Annotated in this window: 18 protein-coding genes; 10 read left to right on the top strand and 8 right to left on the bottom strand. The window is 60.5% G+C overall.

Translation table 11 applies throughout. The features are described from left to right. Positions 1–186: 186 nt before the first annotated feature. A complete protein-coding gene (locus ABVV53_RS02865; protein WP_353982814.1) occupies positions 187–345 on the top strand; it encodes a hypothetical protein in 159 nt (52 codons plus the stop codon). A gap of 94 nt (positions 346–439) precedes the next feature. On the opposite strand, the gene ABVV53_RS02860 is transcribed toward ABVV53_RS02865, so the two are convergent. From ABVV53_RS02860 to ABVV53_RS02850, 3 genes are all read right to left on the bottom strand, one after another. Further along, entirely contained in the window at positions 440–682 is a 243-nt protein-coding gene (locus ABVV53_RS02860; RefSeq protein ID WP_353982813.1) for an XrtV sorting system accessory protein, read from the bottom strand. Between the two features lie 75 nt (positions 683–757). Continuing rightward, entirely contained in the window at positions 758–2,920 is a 2,163-nt protein-coding gene (locus tag ABVV53_RS02855) for a GumC family protein (RefSeq protein ID WP_353982812.1), read from the bottom strand. A gap of 79 nt (positions 2,921–2,999) precedes the next feature. Next, positions 3,000–4,265, bottom strand: coding sequence for an outer membrane beta-barrel protein (locus ABVV53_RS02850; RefSeq protein ID WP_353982811.1), 1,266 nt, complete (start codon positions 4,263–4,265; stop codon positions 3,000–3,002). Positions 4,266–4,557: 292 nt separating this feature from the next. Here ABVV53_RS02850 and ABVV53_RS02845 point away from each other — a divergent pair, with 292 nt between their 5' ends. From ABVV53_RS02845 to ABVV53_RS02835, 3 genes are all read left to right on the top strand, one after another. Then, positions 4,558–5,121 carry a polysaccharide biosynthesis/export family protein gene (locus tag ABVV53_RS02845; protein ID WP_353982810.1) on the top strand — a complete coding sequence of 188 codons (564 nt, stop codon included), beginning with the start codon at positions 4,558–4,560 and terminating at the stop codon, positions 5,119–5,121. A gap of 67 nt (positions 5,122–5,188) precedes the next feature. Next, complete coding sequence (locus ABVV53_RS02840) at positions 5,189–6,721, top strand: DUF6418 domain-containing protein (protein WP_353982809.1); 1,533 nt, start codon at positions 5,189–5,191, stop codon at positions 6,719–6,721. A gap of 247 nt (positions 6,722–6,968) precedes the next feature. Further along, positions 6,969–8,393, top strand: a complete 1,425-nt coding sequence (locus ABVV53_RS02835) for an oligosaccharide flippase family protein (protein WP_353982808.1) — start codon at positions 6,969–6,971, stop codon at positions 8,391–8,393. A gap of 8 nt (positions 8,394–8,401) precedes the next feature. On the opposite strand, the gene ABVV53_RS02830 is transcribed toward ABVV53_RS02835, so the two are convergent. Continuing rightward, positions 8,402–9,397, bottom strand: a complete 996-nt coding sequence (locus ABVV53_RS02830; protein ID WP_353982807.1) for a glycosyltransferase family 4 protein — start codon at positions 9,395–9,397, stop codon at positions 8,402–8,404. A gap of 73 nt (positions 9,398–9,470) precedes the next feature. Here ABVV53_RS02830 and ABVV53_RS02825 point away from each other — a divergent pair, with 73 nt between their 5' ends. Genes ABVV53_RS02825 through ABVV53_RS02815 form a run of 3 tightly spaced genes read left to right on the top strand, consistent with a single transcriptional unit; the run spans position 9,471 to position 13,110 of the window. Then, the gene (locus ABVV53_RS02825) at positions 9,471–10,757 is read left to right on the top strand and encodes a glycosyltransferase family 4 protein (RefSeq protein ID WP_353982881.1); all 1,287 of its coding nucleotides are present in this window, start codon (positions 9,471–9,473) and stop codon (positions 10,755–10,757) included. A 4-nt stretch (positions 10,758–10,761) separates the two neighbouring features. Further along, positions 10,762–11,970 carry a glycosyltransferase family 4 protein gene (locus ABVV53_RS02820; protein ID WP_353982806.1) on the top strand — a complete coding sequence of 403 codons (1,209 nt, stop codon included), beginning with the start codon at positions 10,762–10,764 and terminating at the stop codon, positions 11,968–11,970. Positions 11,971–11,979: 9 nt separating this feature from the next. Then, positions 11,980–13,110: a glycosyltransferase gene (locus tag ABVV53_RS02815; protein WP_353982805.1), complete on the top strand. Its 1,131-nt coding sequence runs from the start codon at positions 11,980–11,982 to the stop codon at positions 13,108–13,110. 210 nt (positions 13,111–13,320) lie between these two features. On the opposite strand, the gene ABVV53_RS02810 is transcribed toward ABVV53_RS02815, so the two are convergent. Genes ABVV53_RS02810 through xrtV form a run of 3 tightly spaced genes read right to left on the bottom strand, consistent with a single transcriptional unit; the run spans position 13,321 to position 15,781 of the window. After that, positions 13,321–14,169 carry a hypothetical protein gene (locus ABVV53_RS02810; RefSeq protein WP_353982804.1) on the bottom strand — a complete coding sequence of 283 codons (849 nt, stop codon included), beginning with the start codon at positions 14,167–14,169 and terminating at the stop codon, positions 13,321–13,323. Continuing rightward, complete coding sequence (locus ABVV53_RS02805; RefSeq protein ID WP_353982803.1) at positions 14,166–14,900, bottom strand: exosortase C-terminal domain/associated protein EpsI; 735 nt, start codon at positions 14,898–14,900, stop codon at positions 14,166–14,168. Before ABVV53_RS02805 ends, ABVV53_RS02810 begins: the two co-directional genes overlap by 4 nt. Next, positions 14,897–15,781, bottom strand: a complete 885-nt coding sequence (xrtV, locus tag ABVV53_RS02800; RefSeq protein ID WP_353982802.1) for an exosortase V — start codon at positions 15,779–15,781, stop codon at positions 14,897–14,899. The genes ABVV53_RS02805 and xrtV overlap by 4 nt, the downstream gene beginning before the upstream one ends. A gap of 774 nt (positions 15,782–16,555) precedes the next feature. Between xrtV and ABVV53_RS02795 the strand changes: the two genes are divergently transcribed. The 3 genes from ABVV53_RS02795 to ABVV53_RS02785 all read left to right on the top strand — a co-directional run bounded on the left by ABVV53_RS02795 (position 16,556) and on the right by ABVV53_RS02785 (position 18,746). Beyond that, positions 16,556–17,074 (top strand): FxDxF family PEP-CTERM protein, encoded by a 519-nt coding sequence (locus ABVV53_RS02795; RefSeq protein WP_353982801.1) that lies wholly within the window; start codon positions 16,556–16,558, stop codon positions 17,072–17,074. A gap of 62 nt (positions 17,075–17,136) precedes the next feature. Beyond that, the gene (locus ABVV53_RS02790; protein ID WP_353982800.1) at positions 17,137–17,826 is read left to right on the top strand and encodes a sugar transferase; all 690 of its coding nucleotides are present in this window, start codon (positions 17,137–17,139) and stop codon (positions 17,824–17,826) included. Between the two features lie 353 nt (positions 17,827–18,179). Beyond that, positions 18,180–18,746, top strand: a complete 567-nt coding sequence (locus ABVV53_RS02785) for an alpha-ketoglutarate-dependent dioxygenase AlkB (RefSeq protein ID WP_353982799.1) — start codon at positions 18,180–18,182, stop codon at positions 18,744–18,746. 145 nt (positions 18,747–18,891) lie between these two features. On the opposite strand, the gene ABVV53_RS02780 is transcribed toward ABVV53_RS02785, so the two are convergent. Beyond that, positions 18,892–20,787 carry a methyl-accepting chemotaxis protein gene (locus ABVV53_RS02780; RefSeq protein ID WP_353982798.1) on the bottom strand — a complete coding sequence of 632 codons (1,896 nt, stop codon included), beginning with the start codon at positions 20,785–20,787 and terminating at the stop codon, positions 18,892–18,894. Between the last annotated feature and the right edge of the window lie 154 nt (positions 20,788–20,941).

The raw sequence follows: 20,941 nt of genomic DNA, 5'->3' as shown, positions 1-20,941 counted from the left end.
CCGGTAAGATTTGCATCCGCATCGGACTATTTGCCCGTTCCCGAAGCCTGCTCCGGCGGCCACGAACCTATCCAATCCGCCCCGAGGATTTCTTCAATGTGGATCAACTTGCCGCTGGAATGGAGCGCCAGATCATGCTGCCGTGTGTTATCGTGTCGCCAACAAAAAAAGATGAGGATGCTGGATATGACCATCGGCTCTCTTGCCGATCCCTGGCCGCCTGCGGGCGAGGATGGGAAAGCGAAGCTCCCTTCACGCAAACGCCTGCGGGTCGCTGCCGCGCTCTTTGACGCAGCTTGCCTTTCTGTAGTGCTCTGGCTGGCTATTCTCGCCATCCTGCGCTGACAAGATTGGAGAACGGTCTCCACGGGCGCCGCGCCGCGAAGTCCCCTTCGAACGGAAGGCCTTCTCAAAGGCGGCCATGAAAGGCTTTGGCCGCTCATGCGCGATCCAAAGGCCGAATGACGAACCAGACATAAGCAAGTGTCGCGCACATCAGGACAGTTGCGGGGATCAACCAGCCGGCATTCCCAATCTGGTTCGCCGCCATACACGCGGCTGCAGGCGGAAGGTACTTCCACACTGCGTCGTGCTCAGGCCGGGCACCCACCGAACGCTGAAGATACACCACGGCCAGCCCAGCAAAGATCGCAACGGTCAGCCAGTCAAAAACGGTCTGCACGATGCGCCTCCTGCTGACCGCGGCCGTTTCCAAGCGCATGTGCAGGGCCGCTGATAGTGACCGCGCGGTTCATGCTCAGGATTCTGCAAGCCGCAGGTTAGAACTCCCAGCCTCTCCATAACTGCCCATAAGTATGTCACTGGTGACGGGCACTTCGGTCAGGACAAGTCCGAGCACCGTGTTGCCCGCTCGCGCCAGAAGCGTGATAGCGAACTCGATCGCTTGGCGGGACGTGTGCTTCCAGCGTGTAAGCAGGACGACACCGTCACTCACCGCAGCGATCACGCGAGCCTCCGCGACCTGAAGCACTGGCGGAAGGTCGAGTACGACAAGGTCAAACTGCGTACGAGCGTCCGCAATGAGCGCATTTAGCTGATCAAAAGCTATGGATTCTCCCGGCTCGATGACTTCGCCTGCAGGCAAGAAGCAGGTTGAGGTGAGGCTGTCGCTCACGAGACCATCTGCAAGACTGGCTTCGCCCCGCAGCACCTCGACAAGGCCTTTGCCAAGCTGGCCGAGACCAAACCGGCTGTGAAAGCTCGGCCGCTGCAGGTCACAGTCGATAACCAGAACCCTGCGACCCCGCAAAGCCTGGCTGCGACCGAAGGCGATCGCAGTGGTTGACTTACCCTCGCTGGCTTGGGGGGAAGTAAAGGCGATTACCCGCGGTTGTTCCTGACCCGGCACGAACAAGCCTGCCGCCAACGCCCTGAGAGACTCGGCGTAAGGTGAATTGGGCGCTTCCACCACATGATTGATGATCGCCATGTCATCGTCGTTGCGCAGCCGTGGCACAGCAGCCAGGAACTCCACACCGAAGGTAGATTCCACTTCCTCCGGGGAACCGACCCCTACCGCAAAGACCTGCCGGACCAGCGCGAGGATCACGAACAGGATTCCCCCCAGCACCGCGCCTATGACCATGTTAACCAGCCAACTGGGGCCGGATGGATCGACCGGGAACGGCGCAAAGGCGACGATCCGCGCGTCCGGCTGCTCAAGGCCGCTTTGCGTCGATATCTGCGCCAGCCGCGCCATGTACGCATCCAGCAAGGTCTTGGGAGCGGCCAATTCCGCCTCCAGTTCGCGCAGGCGCACGGCGGCCGTACCTGCGCCAGCAAGGTTGCTCTGCGTCGAGGCGAGCTTGGCCGCGATCTCGGCGGCACGTCCCGCTGAGGCCTGCGCCTGGGCTTCAAGGCCGGAAACCACCCGCGACCCCTGGCCCGAAATCAGGCGGTTGATGTCTTCCAGCTGCCCACGGGCGGTAATTAGTTCAGGATGATTGGGACCATATCGGCTGGCCAACTGCGCGACGAGGGCGCTGGCGGTTGCCTGCTGCGCTCGAAGATTTGCCATACTAGGGGTATTGAGTTCGCCCAGCTTATCGGCCCCGCCCGCCATCTGCGACCGCGCTGCATTGAGCCGCTGGGCATCCTCCGCAGCTTGAGCACGTGCAAGCGCCAGCGTCTGGTTATAGCTGGAAATCTCCTGCTCGGTCAGAGTGCCGGCGGCCGTGTTCCCGTTCAGTCCCGTCCGCGCCTTGTAGGCGGCGACTGCTGCATCGGCGTTCTTCACACGCGACCGGAGTTCCGCAATCTCACTCTCGAGGTGGCGGCGAACGCGTTCGTTTTCCTGGACCCGAACGCCGACTTGCGATTCAAGGTACGTGGTCGCGAAAAGGTTGGCGATCTGCTGCGCCAGTTCCGGGTCGGTTGAGCGATAGCGTATCTCGATAAGATACGTCAGACCGACTCTCCTGATCGTGCGGTTCTCAAGCAACTCGCGGACGACCAGCGCTGCCTCCTCCTGCTGCTCATGCGACATCTGCGGGATGGGAGTGTTCGGAATGAGACCAGCCTTGCGGGCGACCTGGAACGCCATACCAGAGGAAGAGAGTAGCTCGACTTCGGTGTCGACTACGCTGGAATCTGCAGGAAGCGGCGAGACCACCTCCTCAAGTCCCTGCACCACCTGCTTCTTGCGCTGATCGAGTAGGACACTTGCGCTCGTCTCGTAGACCGGATCCTGACGCCACGTGTACAGAGCAGCGAGACCCAGCACGACAGCCATGACAATCAGGAACAGCTTATAGTTTTCCCGCACGAAACGGCCGAAGCGACTGCCGTCCAGCTGCGCCGCGTGCGCACCCGAAGCGTAGCCCGGGGGGTCTTCAGAGGCAGAGTGGCGCGCACGCTCGGCCAGCGCGTAGTGGTGTCCGGCGGTCATCTCATTGCTCACGTTCTAGTCCCCATGACGAAAAGTGGGCCTGATACTTGGCTCGTTTGGTGCGCAGCGCTGCGCTGACTGGCGATGTTCTTCACGGTTTGAGAAGAACACCGACGCTGATCACGTTGTCGGTAAGCTGGCGGCCAAACTCTGATGGCCGCGTTGTTACGTGAAGGTAGTCGTAACGCGCGAAGAGCGTTGCATGGCGACTGACCAGGTACTGCCCACTTACCCCGCCATGCCATCGCCGCTCCGTCCGCCTTGGAAGTTGAAAGCGGTCGTCCTCATAGTTTCCGAATGCGGAGACCAGGACGTGGCGGTAAAGCTCGTGGTCCACCCGTAAGCCTATATGCGAACGCTGATAGCTGGGGGCGAGCGGATTACCCGCATCCTGCAGAGTGCGAGACGCATCTATCCGTGCTGTCGTCAACCGCGTCGGAAAGTACTCAAGCTCGGCTCGCCCGCCGAAGCCGCTGAAACCGCGAATTGCTGGATTACGAAAGCGTAGGTCTATGTAACCGAGCGCGAATTCGCCCCGGAGCAGGTCGGTGAATTCAAAGCTGACACCGCCCAGCAACTCCGCCTTGCGCGCGGAGCGATCTGGCGCAACAGCCTGCGCTGTCTCATCGAAGTCGACCTTGCCCAGCGTACCGCTGAGAAGAACAGCTATGTTGGGTGTGATCGCGTAGTCCGCTCTAACAGAGGTCTCATATCGCGTTCGGCTGAGTTCGCGAGAGTCGATGACCCGCCCTTCGACAGTGGTCACGTCAGCGTAGTTGATACGGGCTGCACTGCCGCTCCCGGACACGCGTAGGCGATTGTTCTGCCACGTCAGTTGCGCGCCCGCCGTCGCCGTGTTGAACCTGGCGGGCCGTCGTGTGCCCCGCAACGCTCCGGGCGCGGTGCGCCGTTCGACATCGCGGCGATAGCCTGCATAGCCGTAAAGCTTGATTTCATCTCCGGCGTCGTAACGCCCCTCGCCGCGGACAGCGAAAGTCTCCGCATTCTCAGTCTTCAAGCTCGCGAAGCGCGTCACGTTTGCGGAAGCGGAAAGCCCCAACTCATGGCGGCGCCACTGCGAGATGGCGCGCAAGGCCGGCGCAAGGGAGAACGCGACGTCGCTCTGGTCTCCCCCTGAACTCGAACTGGCGCGGACATTGTCGTCAAAGGACGCCTGCACGGTCAACCGGGGATAGACGATAAACCCGTCCAAGCGCGTGCCGACTTCCTCGTATCCAGGCTGCACGCGCTGAGAGACAGCGATGCTGCGCCCCCGATCGAATTGTGTACCCGCTACCGGTGACGCCGAGACATCCTGAGCATGCGCCGCTGCCCCGGCCGCCGCAACCGCACCCATCCCGCATACACACCTGATTGCCATAAACCGCATAGGCGGCGGTCATATCGAGAGGACCAAGTGCCGCAACTTCAATTACAACGATGATCGATGTTGTTCGCGTTGAGGCTCCAAAACATCCTGATACGTACTCATCTCGAACGCAGAATACGCACTGTTATCCTCAGGGATAACCCCAATTACATCGAGTGAGGTAGGGGATAAGTAGCTTCATTATGGATGTGTCAAGAGAGATACAGCCTTCGCGTTTTCACCTATTCTCTGAAACACCCGATCAGGAGGAGGGCCGAGAATGAAGATAAGCCGGATAAGTGGGTTCGTTCTGGCGCTATGTGCGGCTTTGAGTGGCTGCGCCGGGGGACAGAAGGAAATCGCTCCCACCGTGGCAGAGGCGCGCGATTACCGGCTCGGCGCCGGAGATGCTCTGCGAGTAATTTTCTATGGCGAAGACAAGTTGAACGGCGAATACCGCATTGGCAGTGACGGCGGCTTGGCGTTGCCGCTAATCGGCCGTGTCGATGCTGCCGGCAAGACAGTAGCAGAACTGCAGAAAGCCGTCGGCGCCACCTACGCTCGTGGGGGATACTTGCTCGACCCGAAAGTCGCCGTCGAGATCATATCCTACCGTCCGTTCTTCGTTCTCGGAGAAGTCAACGCGCCCGGCCAATATCCGTTCATCCCCGGTATGACTGTGCGCCAGGCGATTGCAACGGCAAAGGGCTATACGTATCGCGCGCAAGAAGGAACTGCGATGGTCACCCGCTGGGGCGACACCGCCGAGGTCTCCTACAAGCTTGCGCCAGGTACGGCCGTTGCGCCAGGAGATACGATCCGCATTCCCGAGCGCCATTTCTGACGGGGCTCGAAGTGCGGCAAGCGAAAAAGAGCGAGCCTTCTCACGAGCCTCAGGAATCCGCGACTATATGATCCGCTCCACTTCGCTTGGACATCCAAAATCGTTGCCAACTATAGCGGCGCCTTGGCGGAAGAGCACGACAGCGCTGGAAGTCGCCTGCCTCGCACTATCGATGGCGGGAGCACTGTTAGGCTCGTCTTACTGGGTTCATCCGGTTTGGTCGTTTGTAGCATTTGGCAACTACATTTGGCTCTGCCTGCTGCTTTTCCGCATTGAACCCCGTGCCGTTATCTTGGCCCTACCGTTTCTGATCAGCCGACTGTCCACAATGGTGGCCATGATTATGATCGAGTATGGGGCCGAAATGTTCGAACTCGGGCTGGTGGGGAGGCCTGGCCCATGGTCGAACGCGCTCAATATCTATCACTGCCTGTTTTGCCTGGGGCTGGTGGCGAGTTTCAAGCCCATCAGCAGAATGTTCGACCGTCGACGCGACTATCCGCTTTCGGCTATCTGGGACCGTTACGCCAACCTGCTGTCATGGCTGGTGCTGGGCTTGGCGACTCTGATTGCTTTGGCACTGATAGTAAGAGGCCTGCAGGCAGGATTCCCGCTACTCGCAGGTACTGATCGGTTCTTTTTTCGCCGCTTTGCCGCAGACAAGGTGACGCTCTATGCGCTGAACTTCAAATCCGCGATTAGCTATGCACTCGGCTTTGTGGCCTTTGTATTGCCGGTTACCCGGCCTCTTAGGGTTTCGGCCGGAGTGATGTTTGTAGCAACAGTCGTGTTGTACTTCTTATTCGGTGATAAGTTCTTCACCCAGCTTGCAGCTTTTGCCGCCTTCTTTGGCCCTTACCTCTATCTTAACTACCGTCGACTTGGCCGGCATGCCTGGCGTTATGCGGTTGGCGGGGTGATTGCATTGTCCCTCGCGGGAACGGTCACCACGTACATTTACTCAAGAGGCTTTACTGAGACGGCGGCCGCCACGACTGACCGACTAAGCGGCCGTATGGTGGGTCAAGGCGAGTTGTGGTTCCTTCAGGCGAGCATCGGAGCCCCCATGCTGCACTGGAATCGGCCCCTTCTCGAACGCTATGCGGAGGCGTTCACGATCAAAGAGGTGGATCTGTTCGCGCTGCAGAACTCGATTGGACCACACTACTTTTCCAACAGGTATGCTCCGGATTACCTTCGGGCATCCCTGCATCGTAATGCCGGATCGGTGACGTACACCGCGGCCACCGAAGCAATGGGACTGGTCCTTTTTGGATGGTTCGGTCTGGGGGTCATGATGTTTGTTGTGGGCGCGGTAGTAGGATTGGCGAGCGCCTACATCGCCTTTGCCATCGAGAGCCGCTCCATCGCGAGCGGGATTTTCGCCGCGTACATCAATGTGCAGCTCCGTGCTTCCATCGTGCAGGCGACCCCATGGGTGATCGGCAGCATCTACTCGATGCGGTGGCTCTGCGTCATTTTGGTCTTTGAATTGGCCCTTCTGATGCTTGGCCGAAGCGCCGCCCCCTTACCTCCGGGCAAAAGGATGATGGGCAAACTCCCAAGACGCACTAGGCGCCCGCGCAACGTGGCTGCTTGAGTGACACAAGGCGAACACTTTCGAGGAGACATCGGCCATGGATTGCGTGACGTATGACAATGCTCGAATGTCGAGACATCTTTGGGATCCGCTGAATTGAAAATCGCCAAGCCTTGAACTAACGCGACACTAGAGAGAGCTTTTTTGAAGCCCAACTTATTTTACGAATAGCATCAAGAGCAGCGAAAGACGTCCGCGTACGATGCGGTCGGAACCAATGGTCTAGCAGAGCGCAAGGGCAGATCGCATGTTGAAGCATCTCGCCTCAATGTCGTCGCTGAACCTGTTTAAGGCAGCGGTGCAGTTCGGCATTGGCACACTCGTCACGCTTTTCGTACTTCCAGCCGAGTATGGTCTAATCACCTTTTCGCTGCCAATCATCCAGCTCATCGCGCTGATGACGGATCTGGGCCTGGGCAGCGCGATCATACGACAGCGCAACTTGCGCCCAGGGGACGCCGGAGCGGCCCTGGTTCTGTCAATGAGCCTCGCAGCAGCAGCCGGGTTGGTTCTGGCGTTGAGCGCCGCCCCGGTGCAGCATTGGGCGGACATGCCCGGACTTGCACCTGTGCTGTCAACACTCGCGCTAGCAGTCACCTTCACAATCGCCGCAGCCATCCCCCGCGCGATGCTAGAGCGCGAGTTGCGGTACCAGCATATCGCGTTGGTGGAGGGGGCCTCCACCCTCACCGGCGCCTTGGTATGCGGCATCCTTATTGGCCTCGCGGATGCGGGGATATGGGGGGTAATCGCCTTTCATGTAACTCTCCAAGCCGCGCGCGCCTTGGCGTTCATGGCTATGACACAACGTCACTACAGACTCGACAGTGACTGGCGCCGCGTGCTTCCCATGATCGGCTTCGGAAGCTGGGTGCTTGCCAGCAACGTTATCAACTTCGCTGCGCGCAATGCGCAAAGCCTCCTGATCGGCGCAGCTCTGGGAGCAACCGCTGTCGGCCTCTATGGCATAGCTTATCAGGTCATGATCTTGCCGCTGATGGCGCTAGCCTGGCCAGCCTCTGGCGTGTTGCTCGCCACCCTGAGCCGCCTGGCCGCCCCAAATGAGGATCACGCGGAACCAAGCGCCTTCGGGCAACCGGTTATGGCCCTCAGCTTGCTTACAGCAACCATCACCTTCCCGGTGATGGCGTGGGCTGCCATAGGTCTGGACTATCCAGTGCGCATGCTGCTCGACCCGGCGTGGCATCGTGCGTTGCCGCTGATCTCCGTGCTTGCCCCTCTCGGCGCGTTGCAATCGCTGGCCTCTTACAATGGCGCCGTGCTGATCGCCTGTGGCCATGCGCGTTTGCAATTTCACGTCAATCTCGTCAGCAGCCTTGCTCTCCTTGCCGGCTTCATAGCTTCGCTGCCATTCGGCATCCATGCGTTCGCGTTGATGTACCTCACGGTGGGCTCGGTCGTTGCCGCAGGGCAAGTCGGGGCAAAGCTGTGGGGAGCGGGTATAGAGCTTGCGACTTACGCCCGCGCGTTGGCTATTCCGCTGCTCGCGACGCTGGCCGGCTGCGCCGCTGCAGCAAGCTATGAATTGCACCCGGCGAGCTGGGCAGAATGGGGCACGATGACACTCGCTTATGCCTGCGCGGTTCTGGCGGTAAATGCGTGCGGGCGCCGGCCGATACTGCGCGCAATGCACAAGCTCCTGCCGGCCTGAACAGTCGGTCAAGGGGCTAGCAAGGCTTCCATCAAGCCGCGGGCGCTGTCTTGCCAGCGGAAGTGAGCAACGCGGGCAGCGGCCGCACATCGCAGCCCGGCTCCCATCTGAGGATCATCCCAATGCCGCCGCATGACATCGGCAAGCACTTGGGCGTCGCGCGGGGGAAAGTAAGTGGCCCCTTCGCCGCATACCTCTCGCACGACGGGAATGTCGGAAGCTATCACGCGACAGCCACTTGCCATCGCTTCCAGTGGAGGGATGCCAAAGCCTTCGTACAAACTCGGGAAAACGTGAGCGGTGGCATGGGCGTAGAGTGCTCCGACTTCGGCGTCGTTGCGGCCCGGCGCAACAATTACTCCCTCTCCGGACGCTGCACCCATGCCGCTAAAGACACTTCGGTCCAGGGATCCCGCGATAACGAGTTTGGCGCCAGGGCGATCAAGGCGTGCGAAGGCTTCCAGAAGCACGCCTAAGTTCTTGTTTGGCGCAGGACTGCCGACAAAAAGAAAATAGCGCCCCTGCTCCAGACCCAAGGCACTGAGGATCCTTTCGTCCCGAGACCGGTCCACGAAGTGGTCGCAGCCGTTGCTGGCCACGACAATTGCCTCCTCACGCATACCGAGCACATGAGCGAGCTCTCGCCGGGAAAACTCGGAAACGGTGCCGACTTTCCCTGTGCGCGCGAGTCCGCGGCCCAGCGCGCTGTGAGCCACTCTATACTGCCAGCTGAAATTCGCGGGGGTGCGGAACACCGCGGCATCATGGATGATGACCAGCTTGTCGCGATGCAGCAGTGGACCGGAGTTCCCAAGGTTTAGCAGTCGAGTACCGGCCGCTACACGAGCGAGGTCCGTCTGCTCCCACAAGTGACCGCTGTGGCGACCGACCGCCTCGACCGTGATGGCGCCCAACTGCAAATCTGTATCGGCGCCATTGGGGATAAGAAGACGCCATTTATGCCGACCAAGGTGATTTGGATCAGACTGGATCAAACGGTCCATGGCCGATACCATCTCTCGGCTATACCTTTGAACTCCACTCAACCTCTGACCTAAAAATCTTCCGTTTACGGAAATACATTTCGCGACTTGTTGTGAAGACATCCGACGTTCTGCCATCATCTGTGGATTAACAGTCATCATCATACTTCACCTCAGCTCCCTCTATCCACCCGCTTCTGTAGGCGGTGCGGAGAGAGTTGCCTCCATATTGGCAGAGACGCAGGCGCAACAGGGGCACAGCGTTTACGCTTCCTCGCTTGTACGTCGGCCGACGGGAGAGTTCAGGCGCCACGGCGTCGCCGTTCGGCCGCTTCGCGCACGCAATCCGCTGTGGATTGAGGACACAGCGAGGTACTCCGCGCCGATCCGACTGGCGAACAAGGCGGCGACGGTGCTGAACTGGCGGGTTAGCTCCGAATTCGGGGCACTTCTCGACGACATTCGCCCAGAGGTCCTGCACACCCACTCCATGGTCGAACTGCCCCCTGCCGTATGGGACGAAGCTGCCCGCCGTGGCGTGCCGATCGTCCATACGCTCCACGATTACGACCTGCTCTGCATCCGCGCCGCATTGTTCAAGGACGGACGCAAATGCCACCCGCGCCACACCGCCTGCCGCGCGCTCTCCACCCCCAAACGGGCTTTGCACGACCGCATCTCTGCAGTCGCAGCAGTGTCGCGCACCGTACTCGACGTCCACCTTGCTCATGGGCTTTTTACCCATCTTGCGCCCGAGACGAGGCAGGTGGTCTGGAACCCCGCGCAACTGGAGCGTGGGAGCCATGGACGGAAGCCTCGCGCGTCCGGCGCTCCCCTACGCTTCGGTTTCCTTGGGCGACTCGTTACAGAAAAGGGCTTGGGCCTCTTGCTGAACGCCTGCAGCAGCCTTCCTGCATCCGGCTGGACGTTGCGCATCGCCGGGGAAGGACGCGACAGGGCGACGTTCGAACAACAGGCCCGCCACCTTCCCGTTACCTTCGGCGGTCACGTCGACGCGGCGCAGTTCTTGTCCGAAATCGATGTTTTGGTATGCACGCCTTTATGGGATGAGCCGTTCGGACTGACCACGCTTGAAGCTTACGCCGCCGGCTGCCGAGTCATCGGCAGCGCCTCAGGCGTCATCGGCGAACTGGTGCAGCGCGTGGAGCCAGGCTGGTCCGTTCCCCCCAACGATGCTGAAGCACTTGCGGCGGCTATGGCACGTGCCATCGGGGACGACAGCGCTCTTCCTGCGGAGCGGCAATTCGCCGTCGAGGCGCTCCTCGAAGAACTCGAGCCTGACAGTGTCTCCCAGACTTACCTCGATCTCTACAAGGCCGTTGGAGCAGGCGCAGCCGCACCCTCGGCAGCGCACAGGTGACATCATGCGTATTCTGCACCTCAGCATGCTCTACCCACCACACGTCCTCGGCGGTGCAGAGCGCTCGGTCGCTATGCTCGCGGAAGCACAGACAGCGCTCGGGCATCAAGTAGCAGCGGCCTGCACGACGCCTGGCGAATTCGCGCGGGAGGAGCGCAATGGGGTCAGCGTATTTCGCATGCCGCACGAAACCTCTTTCTGGGCAGAGGAATGGCCGCAGCACGGAAAGCTGGAACGTGGGTGGCGCAAGTTCAGGCAACAATTCAACTACCGCCTTCGCGCGCACTTCGGCCGAATTCTGGACGAATTTGCACCAGACATCGTCCACACCCACTCACTGGTGGATGTTTCTACGACGGTGTGGGAAGCAGCCGCCGCGCGCGACCGGCCGATCGTCCACACCTTGCGTGATTACGATCTGCTCTGCGCCGACGCGTCCATGTGGCATGATGGCGAGCCTTGCGGGGTAAAATGCAAGGTGATGACGTTCGCCAAGATCGGTCGCCACCGGCTGACCCATGGTGTCGCCGCCGTCGGCCGCGAAACACTTGATATCCACCTGCGAGCGGGTCTGTTCGATCATCTCCCTGAGCACTTGCGCAAGGTGATCTGGAACCCCGCGGTAGTTGAGGGCGCAGGAGAGGGTTACGTGCGCCCTTCACGTGCGGGCAAGCCCTTCACCTTCGGTTACCTGGGTCGCATCAACGATGAGAAAGGCGTGGGCACGCTGATCGACGCAGCCCGCAGGCTTGCACCAGGAAGTTGGCGGGTCGTCATCGCAGGTAAGGCGAACAATGCGATCCAGCCCTTTGTTGAACGGGCGGCCGGGTTGCCGATCACGTTCCCGGGCTTCATGGAGCCCCGCACCTTCTTCGAAGACATCGACGTGATGGTTGCTCCGTCTATCTGGGCAGAGCCGCTACCCCGCACGATCCTTGAATCCTACGCGATGGGTGTGCCGGCGATCGGCGCCCGATCCGGCGGCATCCCCGACCTCGTTGGACATGCCAACGCCGACTGGCTCTTCACGCCCGGCGTTGCGGAGGACCTTGCGAGCCGCATGCAGTCCGCGATCAACATTGGTCGGCAGAGCCTGCCCGGCAAAACGGCATTCGGCCATGTCTTGAAGGAAACGTTGCCGGAGATCGTCGCTCAGCGCTACCTCGCTTTTTACGAGGATGTGCTGGCCGCTCGCCTGGCCCGGGCGGCCTGAGCGACCGACATGCGCATTCTGCACGTTGCCGAGTCGGTGAAGGGAGGCTGCGGCACCTACCTCGATCAGCTCGTGGGCGCGCAACTCGCGGACTCTGCCATACAGAATGTCCACGCCATAGTTCCTGACGCCCACGTCAGCCAACTCGCGAATATTCCGCTAGAACGTCTCACGCTATTCCGTAGCCAAGGCCGTTCACCTGCGTCGCTCATGGCCTTGTGGCGCGCGGTGCAGCAGGTGACGCAAACGTTCCGGCCCGACTGCGTTCACCTGCATTCGACTTTCGCAGGAGCGATCGGCCGCCTCGGCTTTGCGTCCCGCCGCCCTCGACCTTCCATAGTCTACTGCGCGCATGGGTGGGCCTTCGATATGGAGGGCTCTGCGGCGCGTCGCACCATCATGGCATCGGCGGAAAGGGCTCTTGCCTTCGGCTGCGAGGGCATCATCGCCATCTCGGGACATGAACGACGGCGTGCCATTGAAGTAGGGATTGCGCCCGAGCGTATCGTTACCGTGCTTAACGGCATCGTTGACCTTCCACCGCCGCCGCCTCCGCGGCCGGGGTCGGTCCGCAAAGTGCTCTTCATCGGCCGACTGGACCGTCAGAAGGGCATCGACGTTCTGCTCAGCGCCATCGACGGACTCCACGACAGAGTCTCCCTGAGGATTATCGGCGCGTCAGTAGTCGGAGACCAAGCGCTCACGCACTCGCCTCGTGCGGGCGTCGATCTGCTTGGCTGGTGCGACGAGGCGGGCATACAGGAAGAGCTCGCTTGGGCAGACTGTGTCGTCGTCCCCTCTCGATGGGAGGGGTTCGGGCTGGTTGCGGTGGAAGCCATGCGCGCTGGTCGCGCCGTCATCGCGTCGAAAGCAGGCGGCTTGCCGGAGGTGATCGAAGATGGCGTGACCGGCTGGCTAGTTCGTCCTGAGGACCCTGCAGAACTGCGCTCGGTGCTGCTTTCACTTAGCCACGCCCAGCTCGTGGACGCCGGAGCCGCCGGTCGGCAGCGTTTCGTCCGGCGCTTTACCATCGATCGCACAACGACGGCCTTGAACGCGGTTTACACGCAGGCGATCGCTATGCGCAGCAGCATTTCCCACGCGCTGCCCCACGCGGCAAGTGCTCAGGCTGCCGGATAGCACGGCGCGCAGCGCACCCGACTGAGCAGTCTTCAAGCTGCTCCGTCGCGGCGGGCGGCGGACTCCGCAGGAAGTTTTCTCTATTCGCCTAGTCTGTCGCAGGCACTTGCTGACCGGCAGCTTCATCCGTCGTTATGCTGCACTAGTTGGGCAGCAACTCGCCATTCGGCCGACGTTTGTGCCAGAAAGGCCAGTGGTTTCCGCGCTATCTCAGTTCCGTTTAGCCGCCAGTTCCGCCGATGGCGTCGTCGTCGGAGCGTAGCCGGGCTGATAGGATATCTCCGCGTCTTTGCGCAACGCGAGGAGCTTTTCCTGAACGGCTTCCTGCTTGAGCGCGGTAATCGCCATCGCTGTGCGGTCTACTGGTGCAGGCGGCGCATCCTTTGCCTGCAAAACTGCCAACGAAACCAAAGCACCGTTATGTGCCAGCACAAGCGGAGTTTCTGCGGGGAGAGCGACTATCTGCTGGTATAGGTCGAACGGCAAAGTTGCCGAGTCCAATACGGTTCTCTCACGCCCGTAAGGCTGCGAATGCGAGTCCAGGTATGATGCGACGGCATCATTGCTCTGCAACGGCTTCAGGGCCTCAGCGGGGCTGGTGCTTGCTGCCTGAATCCGGTCGACGAGAAACAGCTTTCGTCCCTCAAAGCGCTGAGGGTTGGTGGAGATGAAGCTCGCGACGGCGCCCTCGCTCGGCTCCGGCGCGTCTTCAGCCCACCGGTCGAACAGGGTGCGGCTGAGCATCACCTCGTCTAGCCGCTTGGCCCTCGCCAGGTATTCAGGCGTTTGATCAAGATCGAGGCGGCGAGCCTCTGCCACAGCGAGCTTGCGATCGATCACGCCGCTCAGCAGGGCAGCGAGGGCAGGCTGCGCCGTGCCCTCCCCCGACGTGCCTGCTTCCGGCTCAAAGGCGAGCTCGCGGCGCGTTACCTCCTCACCGTCTACCACCGCTACCACCTGGCCGTTGGGTGTTTTTTCTCCGCAGGCAGCGATAGTCACGAGCATGCCGAACGCGAGGAGGAGACGCGCTGCACCGGCACCCGATCGAAGCAGTCTCATGTGAATATCTCCCTTCCTGCCTCGCCAAACAAAATCCGCTGCCCGACCGGTGAAAGGCCACGGCTCAAGTCCGCTAGGAAAGCCTTTGCGGTTGCGGCGCCCTCCTCACGGCTGGCGGTCGGCACCGAAAGGCGCACGAGAATGCCATCTGGCATGCGCCCGGCGAAGTTCTCTCGAGCAACCACCAACGACTGCCCGGCACGATCTGGCGGGAAGTTCGCCCCGATCCGCGACCAGAAAGCGACTTGTTCGATATACCCGCTGGCACGCCGGGCTGTCAGAATACTGGCAGGAATGCTATGGCCGTGCAGTTCCATGACAAGAGGTTCAGGATCAGTGATCGTGAAACCTTGCTGAGGATAGCACTCGTCCGGCCGGTGCAGTTCAAGCGACAGGTTCTGCACGCTGCCGTACGCCATGAGAGCCATCACCGCAGGTTTGCCTGGCGCCGCGTAAACGCGCGTAAGCACCTGATCATACAACCTATCCGATAGCTCATCCCGAGGCGGCAGGACGAGGCCCGAAGTGGTGAGGAAGCGATAATCGCCGACAGTGGTGGGAATCGCCGCTTCCAGTTCCCCCTGCGTCAGCTCATCGAAGATGCGCCGGGGCTTCAGCAGCACAGACGCGGCAGTAATCCCCAAAACCATTGAACCCGTCAGCAACTCGCGCCGAGTGGGGCTTGGAAGGGAGGTCGGGAGCCAAGGCCTGGCCGAGTCCGTCGAGCTCATCGTGCCTTCTCCCGCCCCAGTAGTAGAGGTGCCAAGATCCGGTCCAACGCGACCAATGTACCGAGCGCTACAAGGAAGATGAACAGGCCTGCAGCGTCGTGTAGAATTCCCTGCCCCACGGCATCACCGCCGTAATACGTCAGCAGAAGCAGAGCGATGACACGCACCGCGTTCGCAAACAGTGCGACCGGAATCATCAACACGGCCAGCAAAGCTGCATAACGGACGCGCGCACGGTGCAGCAGGTAAACGTAGAAGAGCCCGATCGCGGTGAGGCTCACGATGGAGTTCATGCCGGAACACGCGGCCGCTACGACCAACTCATACTGCCCGATGTACAGCAGGACCCCGTCTCGGGCTACGGGATAACCCAAGGCGGATAGGAAACCGACAGAGCCGCTCGCCACGAGTCCTTTCAATGCATGGGTCGCGGGAACAGCGATGTTATCTGGCGGCGGGATGATGAAGGCGAGGTACAGCACCGGCACTCTCAACCGCAGCAACTGACGCCAACCCAAAGCGCCATACAGCACGGTTACCAGGCAAATATAGATGCCAAGCAGTTGTAGCCACTGCTTGGCGGTGATTGCAGCTGCGACGGTAAAGGCACCGAACACCAGCAAGCTGGCGGGCACCAGCCATCGCGCCTGGCGATCTCTCGCGGCTTGCACTCCCCTCGCTTCGTGTAGAAGCAGCCATGCCCCGGTCATCAGGATGATCGGCCCCGCAGCTCCCTGTTCCGTCGACCAGTAGTTCTTCGCCAGCGCAACGATCCCGGGCGCTACGGTAATCAGCCCGGCCACAAGAATAAACCAGTGGCGCATCCACCAAGACGCGACGACTTCCTTCGGTACGCTTTGGCAGGAAGGGGCGGTGTGCATGGAAAGCTGCATTCCACCAGCATAAAGCGCTGCATGGCCGCAGCCACGAAGATCAGGTCCATGCTGACCCTAAACCGTCGCCTTTCTCGATACCAATCATCAGCCCGCAAGGGGCAACCCAGACCTCACCGCTCATAGGGCGAGTATCTGAAGCGTGTTGCACGGCTGTTTAGCGTCCGGTTTGCAACTGGCGACGAGCTCTGCAGAGGATGAGGTGCATTGAAGCCGATTTGGAGTTATCGATGCAGCAGATCATCCGCTCGTGGCATTTTGCCACGCAACGAGCGGATGAGTTTGGAGCGGGCAGGAAGAGCAAGTGCTATCCAATCGTGATGTCCCGCCGACGTCCTCGGCTCGCTACCCAGAGGTTAAGGCGTCGAGCTCCGAGGATGGAGACCCCCCGCGCGCACCTCGAGGACTTCTCATCGGTGTTGCGATCGGGCTGGCCCTCTGGGCCACCTTCGCGCTGACCTATGTGTTGATCTGGTGAGATCACGCGACAAATAGCAAAGCGGCCGACGCGAGCTACGTCCATTCTCGCTATACTTTCAGGGGTCAATACCCCTGCGTAAGTCAAACGCAATCAAGCAAAATAATATATATACCCGTACAATCCGATTCTACTGGCAGCAAAATTACATCCATTTTCGTAATAATTACGCATTTACCCTTAGGTTGCGATCAGTACAAATTCATGAGACCTACTCAGGAGCACAGATCAATTCTGATTCCCGTGCCTTTCTAATAATTATAACCATCTAGGAGCATGATGCTATGCCCGGACGCCAAGTTCTCATCACATCTGCAGTGATCGCCTCGGCCTTGGCCGTCTGCGCTCCTGCGCAGGCCGCCAGCACGTTCGCCGGAGACGGCTCGTCAAGTATCGTAAATGGCACTGGTGCTTTCTACGACAGCATGATTCCAGCTGGCATGTTTACCGATACAATCGAATTTTCTGTGGGCTCCGCCGGCACTTCCGACGTGGGGGTGCTTTACTTTAAGACAGTAGCGGGAATCACGGATCTCGCCGCCTCGTTCAACGGCACTCCCATCACCTTCGAGGAGGTAGGCGGAGTCCTCTTCGCCGGCGGCCTCAGCAAGTCAGTTGATGCCGGTCTCCAGGTGCTGACGATCACAGGCAAGTCGGGCGGAGCTGGGGCTTACTCCGGCACAGCCATGTTTTCAGCCATTCCCGAAGTCGCAACCTGGCTCATGATGATCGCGGGCATAGGTTTTACCGGCTTTGCGATGCGCCAGCGCAAAGCTGACGCCAAGGTCAGCTACGCCTTCTGATACCTGCCTCGGGAGCAATCCCGGGGCCTCTCTTCTGATCTCAGCGACACGCGAGGACGGCAATGCAACTTGGCGCCACTCCCCATGTGCCCTTCGAAGCCACGGAAATGCTGCGCACTGCAGCGTCCCGCTCAGTCGCCCGCGACGCGGCGCTCACGCGTGCGCTCGACATAACAGCGGCCCTGGCGGCCATCGTGCTGCTGCTTCCCTTGCTCGTGCTGATCGTTTTGGCTCTCAAGCTTACCTCTTCAGGTCCGGTGCTCTTTGCGCATCGCCGCATCGGAAGGAATGGAAAGGCGTTTCCCTGCTATAAATTTCGTTCCATGGTCGCGAATTCCGCAGAGGTGCTGGAGCGCCACCTTGCGGAGTGTCCCGAAGCGCGCGCCGAGTGGACGCGTGACCAGAAGTTGCGCAGCGATCCACGGGTGACGCCCGTAGGCCGCATTCTGCGACGCACCAGCCTGGACGAAGTGCCTCAGATCTTCAATGTGCTGCGTGGTGAGATGAGCATCGTAGGGCCGCGCCCGATCGTGGAAGGTGAGATGATCCGCTATCGCCAGTATATCTCCGCGTACTGCAGCGTGAAGCCGGGAATCACTGGACTTTGGCAGATTAGCGGACGCAACAATACGACCTACCGTCGCCGGGTTGCACTTGATACAGCGTACGCGCGCAGCCGCAGCATAAGGCTTGATATTGCCATCATCGTGCGCACCGTCCCAGCAGTTCTCTCTGGATCCGGCTGCTACTGACCGCTTTACACCAGTGCTGCTTATCACCGCAGCTGCGCAGCATCATAGGCCGACGCTCCTCATTGGTGGCCGCGCATCTTGCAAACTACGCCGGCCCGCATCGACCTGACGAACTCGCCATTTGCTTTGGCGCATGCGATTTCTGGCCAGGCGATCACCATGAGGGTAGATCAAACTCACGGCAGCGAGCTCGTCAGCGGCGCTTCATCCGCGACTTGGACGCGCTTCATCACGTGATCTCGCCATCGGCTTTCATCCTCCGTTTCTGGCAACGGGGCGGCCCGACGAGAGTTCATCCCTCACAGACGCAGCGCGTTGAAGTCAATGAGCATCCCAAGAGGCCGTCCGCCAGGATGAGCATTCAGCGAGACCTGTTTGGCTTTCCATTACTTCCAGGACTTGCAACGCACCTGGACATTGTCAGCACGCAGGAGGAGCCAGCACTCATAGATCACATTAGATCAGAGAGCTTGCTACCCTTTCGCTTCCAAGGCTGGTTCGGCAAACGCCTGACTCGCTCCTTCGGCTGGTCTTATGATTTTGAGAGCGGACGTTTCATACAAACCGATGCCATTCCTGGCTGGCTGTTGCCGCTACGTGACCGAGCTGCAGATTTTTCTCAGTTGGCTCCGGAGGCACTCGCCCAGGCATTGTTGATCCGGTACGACGCAGGCGCCGGTATCGGCTGGCACAAGGATAAGCCTGTCTTCGAGCACGTGGTCGGCGTCTCCCTCGGAAGCCCGGCCGAGATGCGCTTGCGACGGCGGAACAGCCGCGCGTTCAGCCGCCTTTCACTCCCTCTTGTTCCTCGGTCGGCCTATCACTTGTCAGGCGAGGCACGCCATGAATGGGAGCACAGCATTGCGCCCATGGCCAGCACACGCTGGTCGATCACCTTCCGCAGCCTGGCTCGGGTGTAGCGAAGGGAGGGCGGATGCGCAGAGGCGCGACAGCCTTGCTGCCGCGCCTCCCGCCCACTTCCTTTTGCATTTTGCTGATCGTTTGCGGTCGACCAGCTAGCGCTGAGCGCCCAAGTCTGTGTCTTTCCGGTAAACCTGACACGCCTCAGAAGCTGGTCCAGTCATCTCCCGCAGATGCGGTGACAAGACTGCCGTTGCCGCTGCCGTTCGGCTTGGTCTTGACACTCGCCGGAGGAGCCTGGTTGTTTGCGACCGGAGGCATGAAGCTGGCTGAGGATTTCGCCATTGCCTTGGTCGACTTGCTGCTATTACTGATTCTGAACTGACCAGCCTTGCCCGCAAGAGCTTCAGATTCGCTGTTCAGGTTGCGTGCGGCAGCCGAAGTTTCCTCAACCATCGCGGCATTCTGCTGCGTAGCTTGATCCATGTTGTTCACGGCAACACTGATCTGGCTGATCGCGGAGGCCTGAGCCTGGTTGTCAGATGCCATGCCGCCCAGCAGCTGGTGAACTTCGCCGACACCTTCGGAGATGCCTGCCAAGGCGCCGTCGACCCGCTGCACCGCCTCGACGGCGGTAACGATGTCGGTCTGAGTCACCGTCAGCTGATCGCGGGCACGCTTCGCTTCCTCTTCGGCACGCATGGCGAGCGCACTGACTAGATCAGCCACGACCGCGAAGCCGCGACCCGCGTCACCCGCACGACCTGCTTCCACGGCGGCGTTCATGGCGAGAACGCGGGTCTGGAACGCGATCTTGTCCACGCCTTCGATAACTTCGTCGATGCCTTTCGCGCTTGCACGCACGCGGCTCATAGCCTGGACTGCTTCGTCGGCAACGACGCGTCCGCCCGACACGGTGCTGATGGCTTCATCGGCGCGCGTTACCGTACGGCCAGCGGCTTCGGCTGTAGCCTTGATGCGGCCGTCGATCTGCGCCAGCGCAGCCGAGGTTTCCTCCAGGCTCGCAGCATTGCTCTCAGTGCGGCGAGCAAGGTCCTCCGACGCGTGGGCGATCTCGCTCGATCCGGTGCGAAGGCTGTGAGAACTCTCGATCACCGAGCCGATCAACTCGCGCAGATTCGTCAGCGCGGAGTTGAAGTTTGTGCGCAGATCGACGTAAGAGGGTGGGAAATCGGCCTTGATCTCAGCCGTGAGGTCGCCCTCCGACACGCTGGCAAGCTTCTCCGAAACCGTGTCGACGACAAATTTCTGTTCCGCGTCGGACTTGGCTTTATCCGCGGCGGCGCGCTCTTGGGCAACGGCCGCATCGCGAAACACGAGCACTGTCTTGGCCATCGCGCCAACCTCGTCGCCACGCTCAACTCCTTCAACAGCAACCTTGTTGTTGCCAGCCGCCAGGTGGCGCATTGTTTCCTGAAGGCGGCTGAGGGGTGCCACGATTGCTTTGTTGGAGGCGAATATCGCGACCGCTACACCACCGCCGACGCCCACAAGGCTCATCACAAGCATCCAGAAAGCGCGCGATCCCGCCGTTGCAGCGAGTTCGTCGGTTCTGCGGTCGCTCTCGTCGACACGAGCCTTATTGTATTCCGTCCAAGCCCTGGAGAGATCGTCGACTTCCCGGTCCGCTGCTCGAAGGACCTGCGCGGCCTCTCCATCACGGTTCGCGAGGGCGAGCTCAATCGCCTTCAAGGCAGTGCCGCTCACCTGCTCAAACCGCTGGCGAAACTTTGCAATATCACTAGCCAGAGCCGGGTCCCTTTTCACCGCGTTATCGAGATTCCCGCGTCCGGCTTCGTTCGACGCCTTCGCGAATTCGGCGGCAGCACGTGCTTCTGAGCTCGCGCCTTCCGCATTCATGGCACGGTAGCCTGCGAGAACCATCTCGACAGCGCGCCGATTGGTACGCACGAGATCGGTCGTCGCTGGTAGCGTCTCGTCCGCCAGGTCCGTGTACTCGGCGTCAATGGAAGAGATTGTCTGGTAGCTGAGGATCGCAAGGCCAAGAGTGACGACGCCCAGCATGATTAGCAGGGCCGTAACCTTTCCGGCGATCTTCATGTTGCTGATAAAGGTCATGAACCGTCCTCGATTTCTTTTGCAACGCCGCCTGGAGGCAGCGCAAAGCACTAGAAAGTTATAGGAAAGTTGGTTCACTCACTCGGCAGGGAAAACGATTTTTTTCGATTCGCGATGTTGGCTCGGACGTGCGCTTCGGCTCTAGATTGATGCG

The organism is Novosphingobium kalidii (genome assembly GCF_040534015.1).
Lineage (GTDB): Bacteria > Pseudomonadota > Alphaproteobacteria > Sphingomonadales > Sphingomonadaceae > Novosphingobium > Novosphingobium kalidii.
This window is presented reverse-complemented; position numbering and strand designations above follow the sequence as displayed.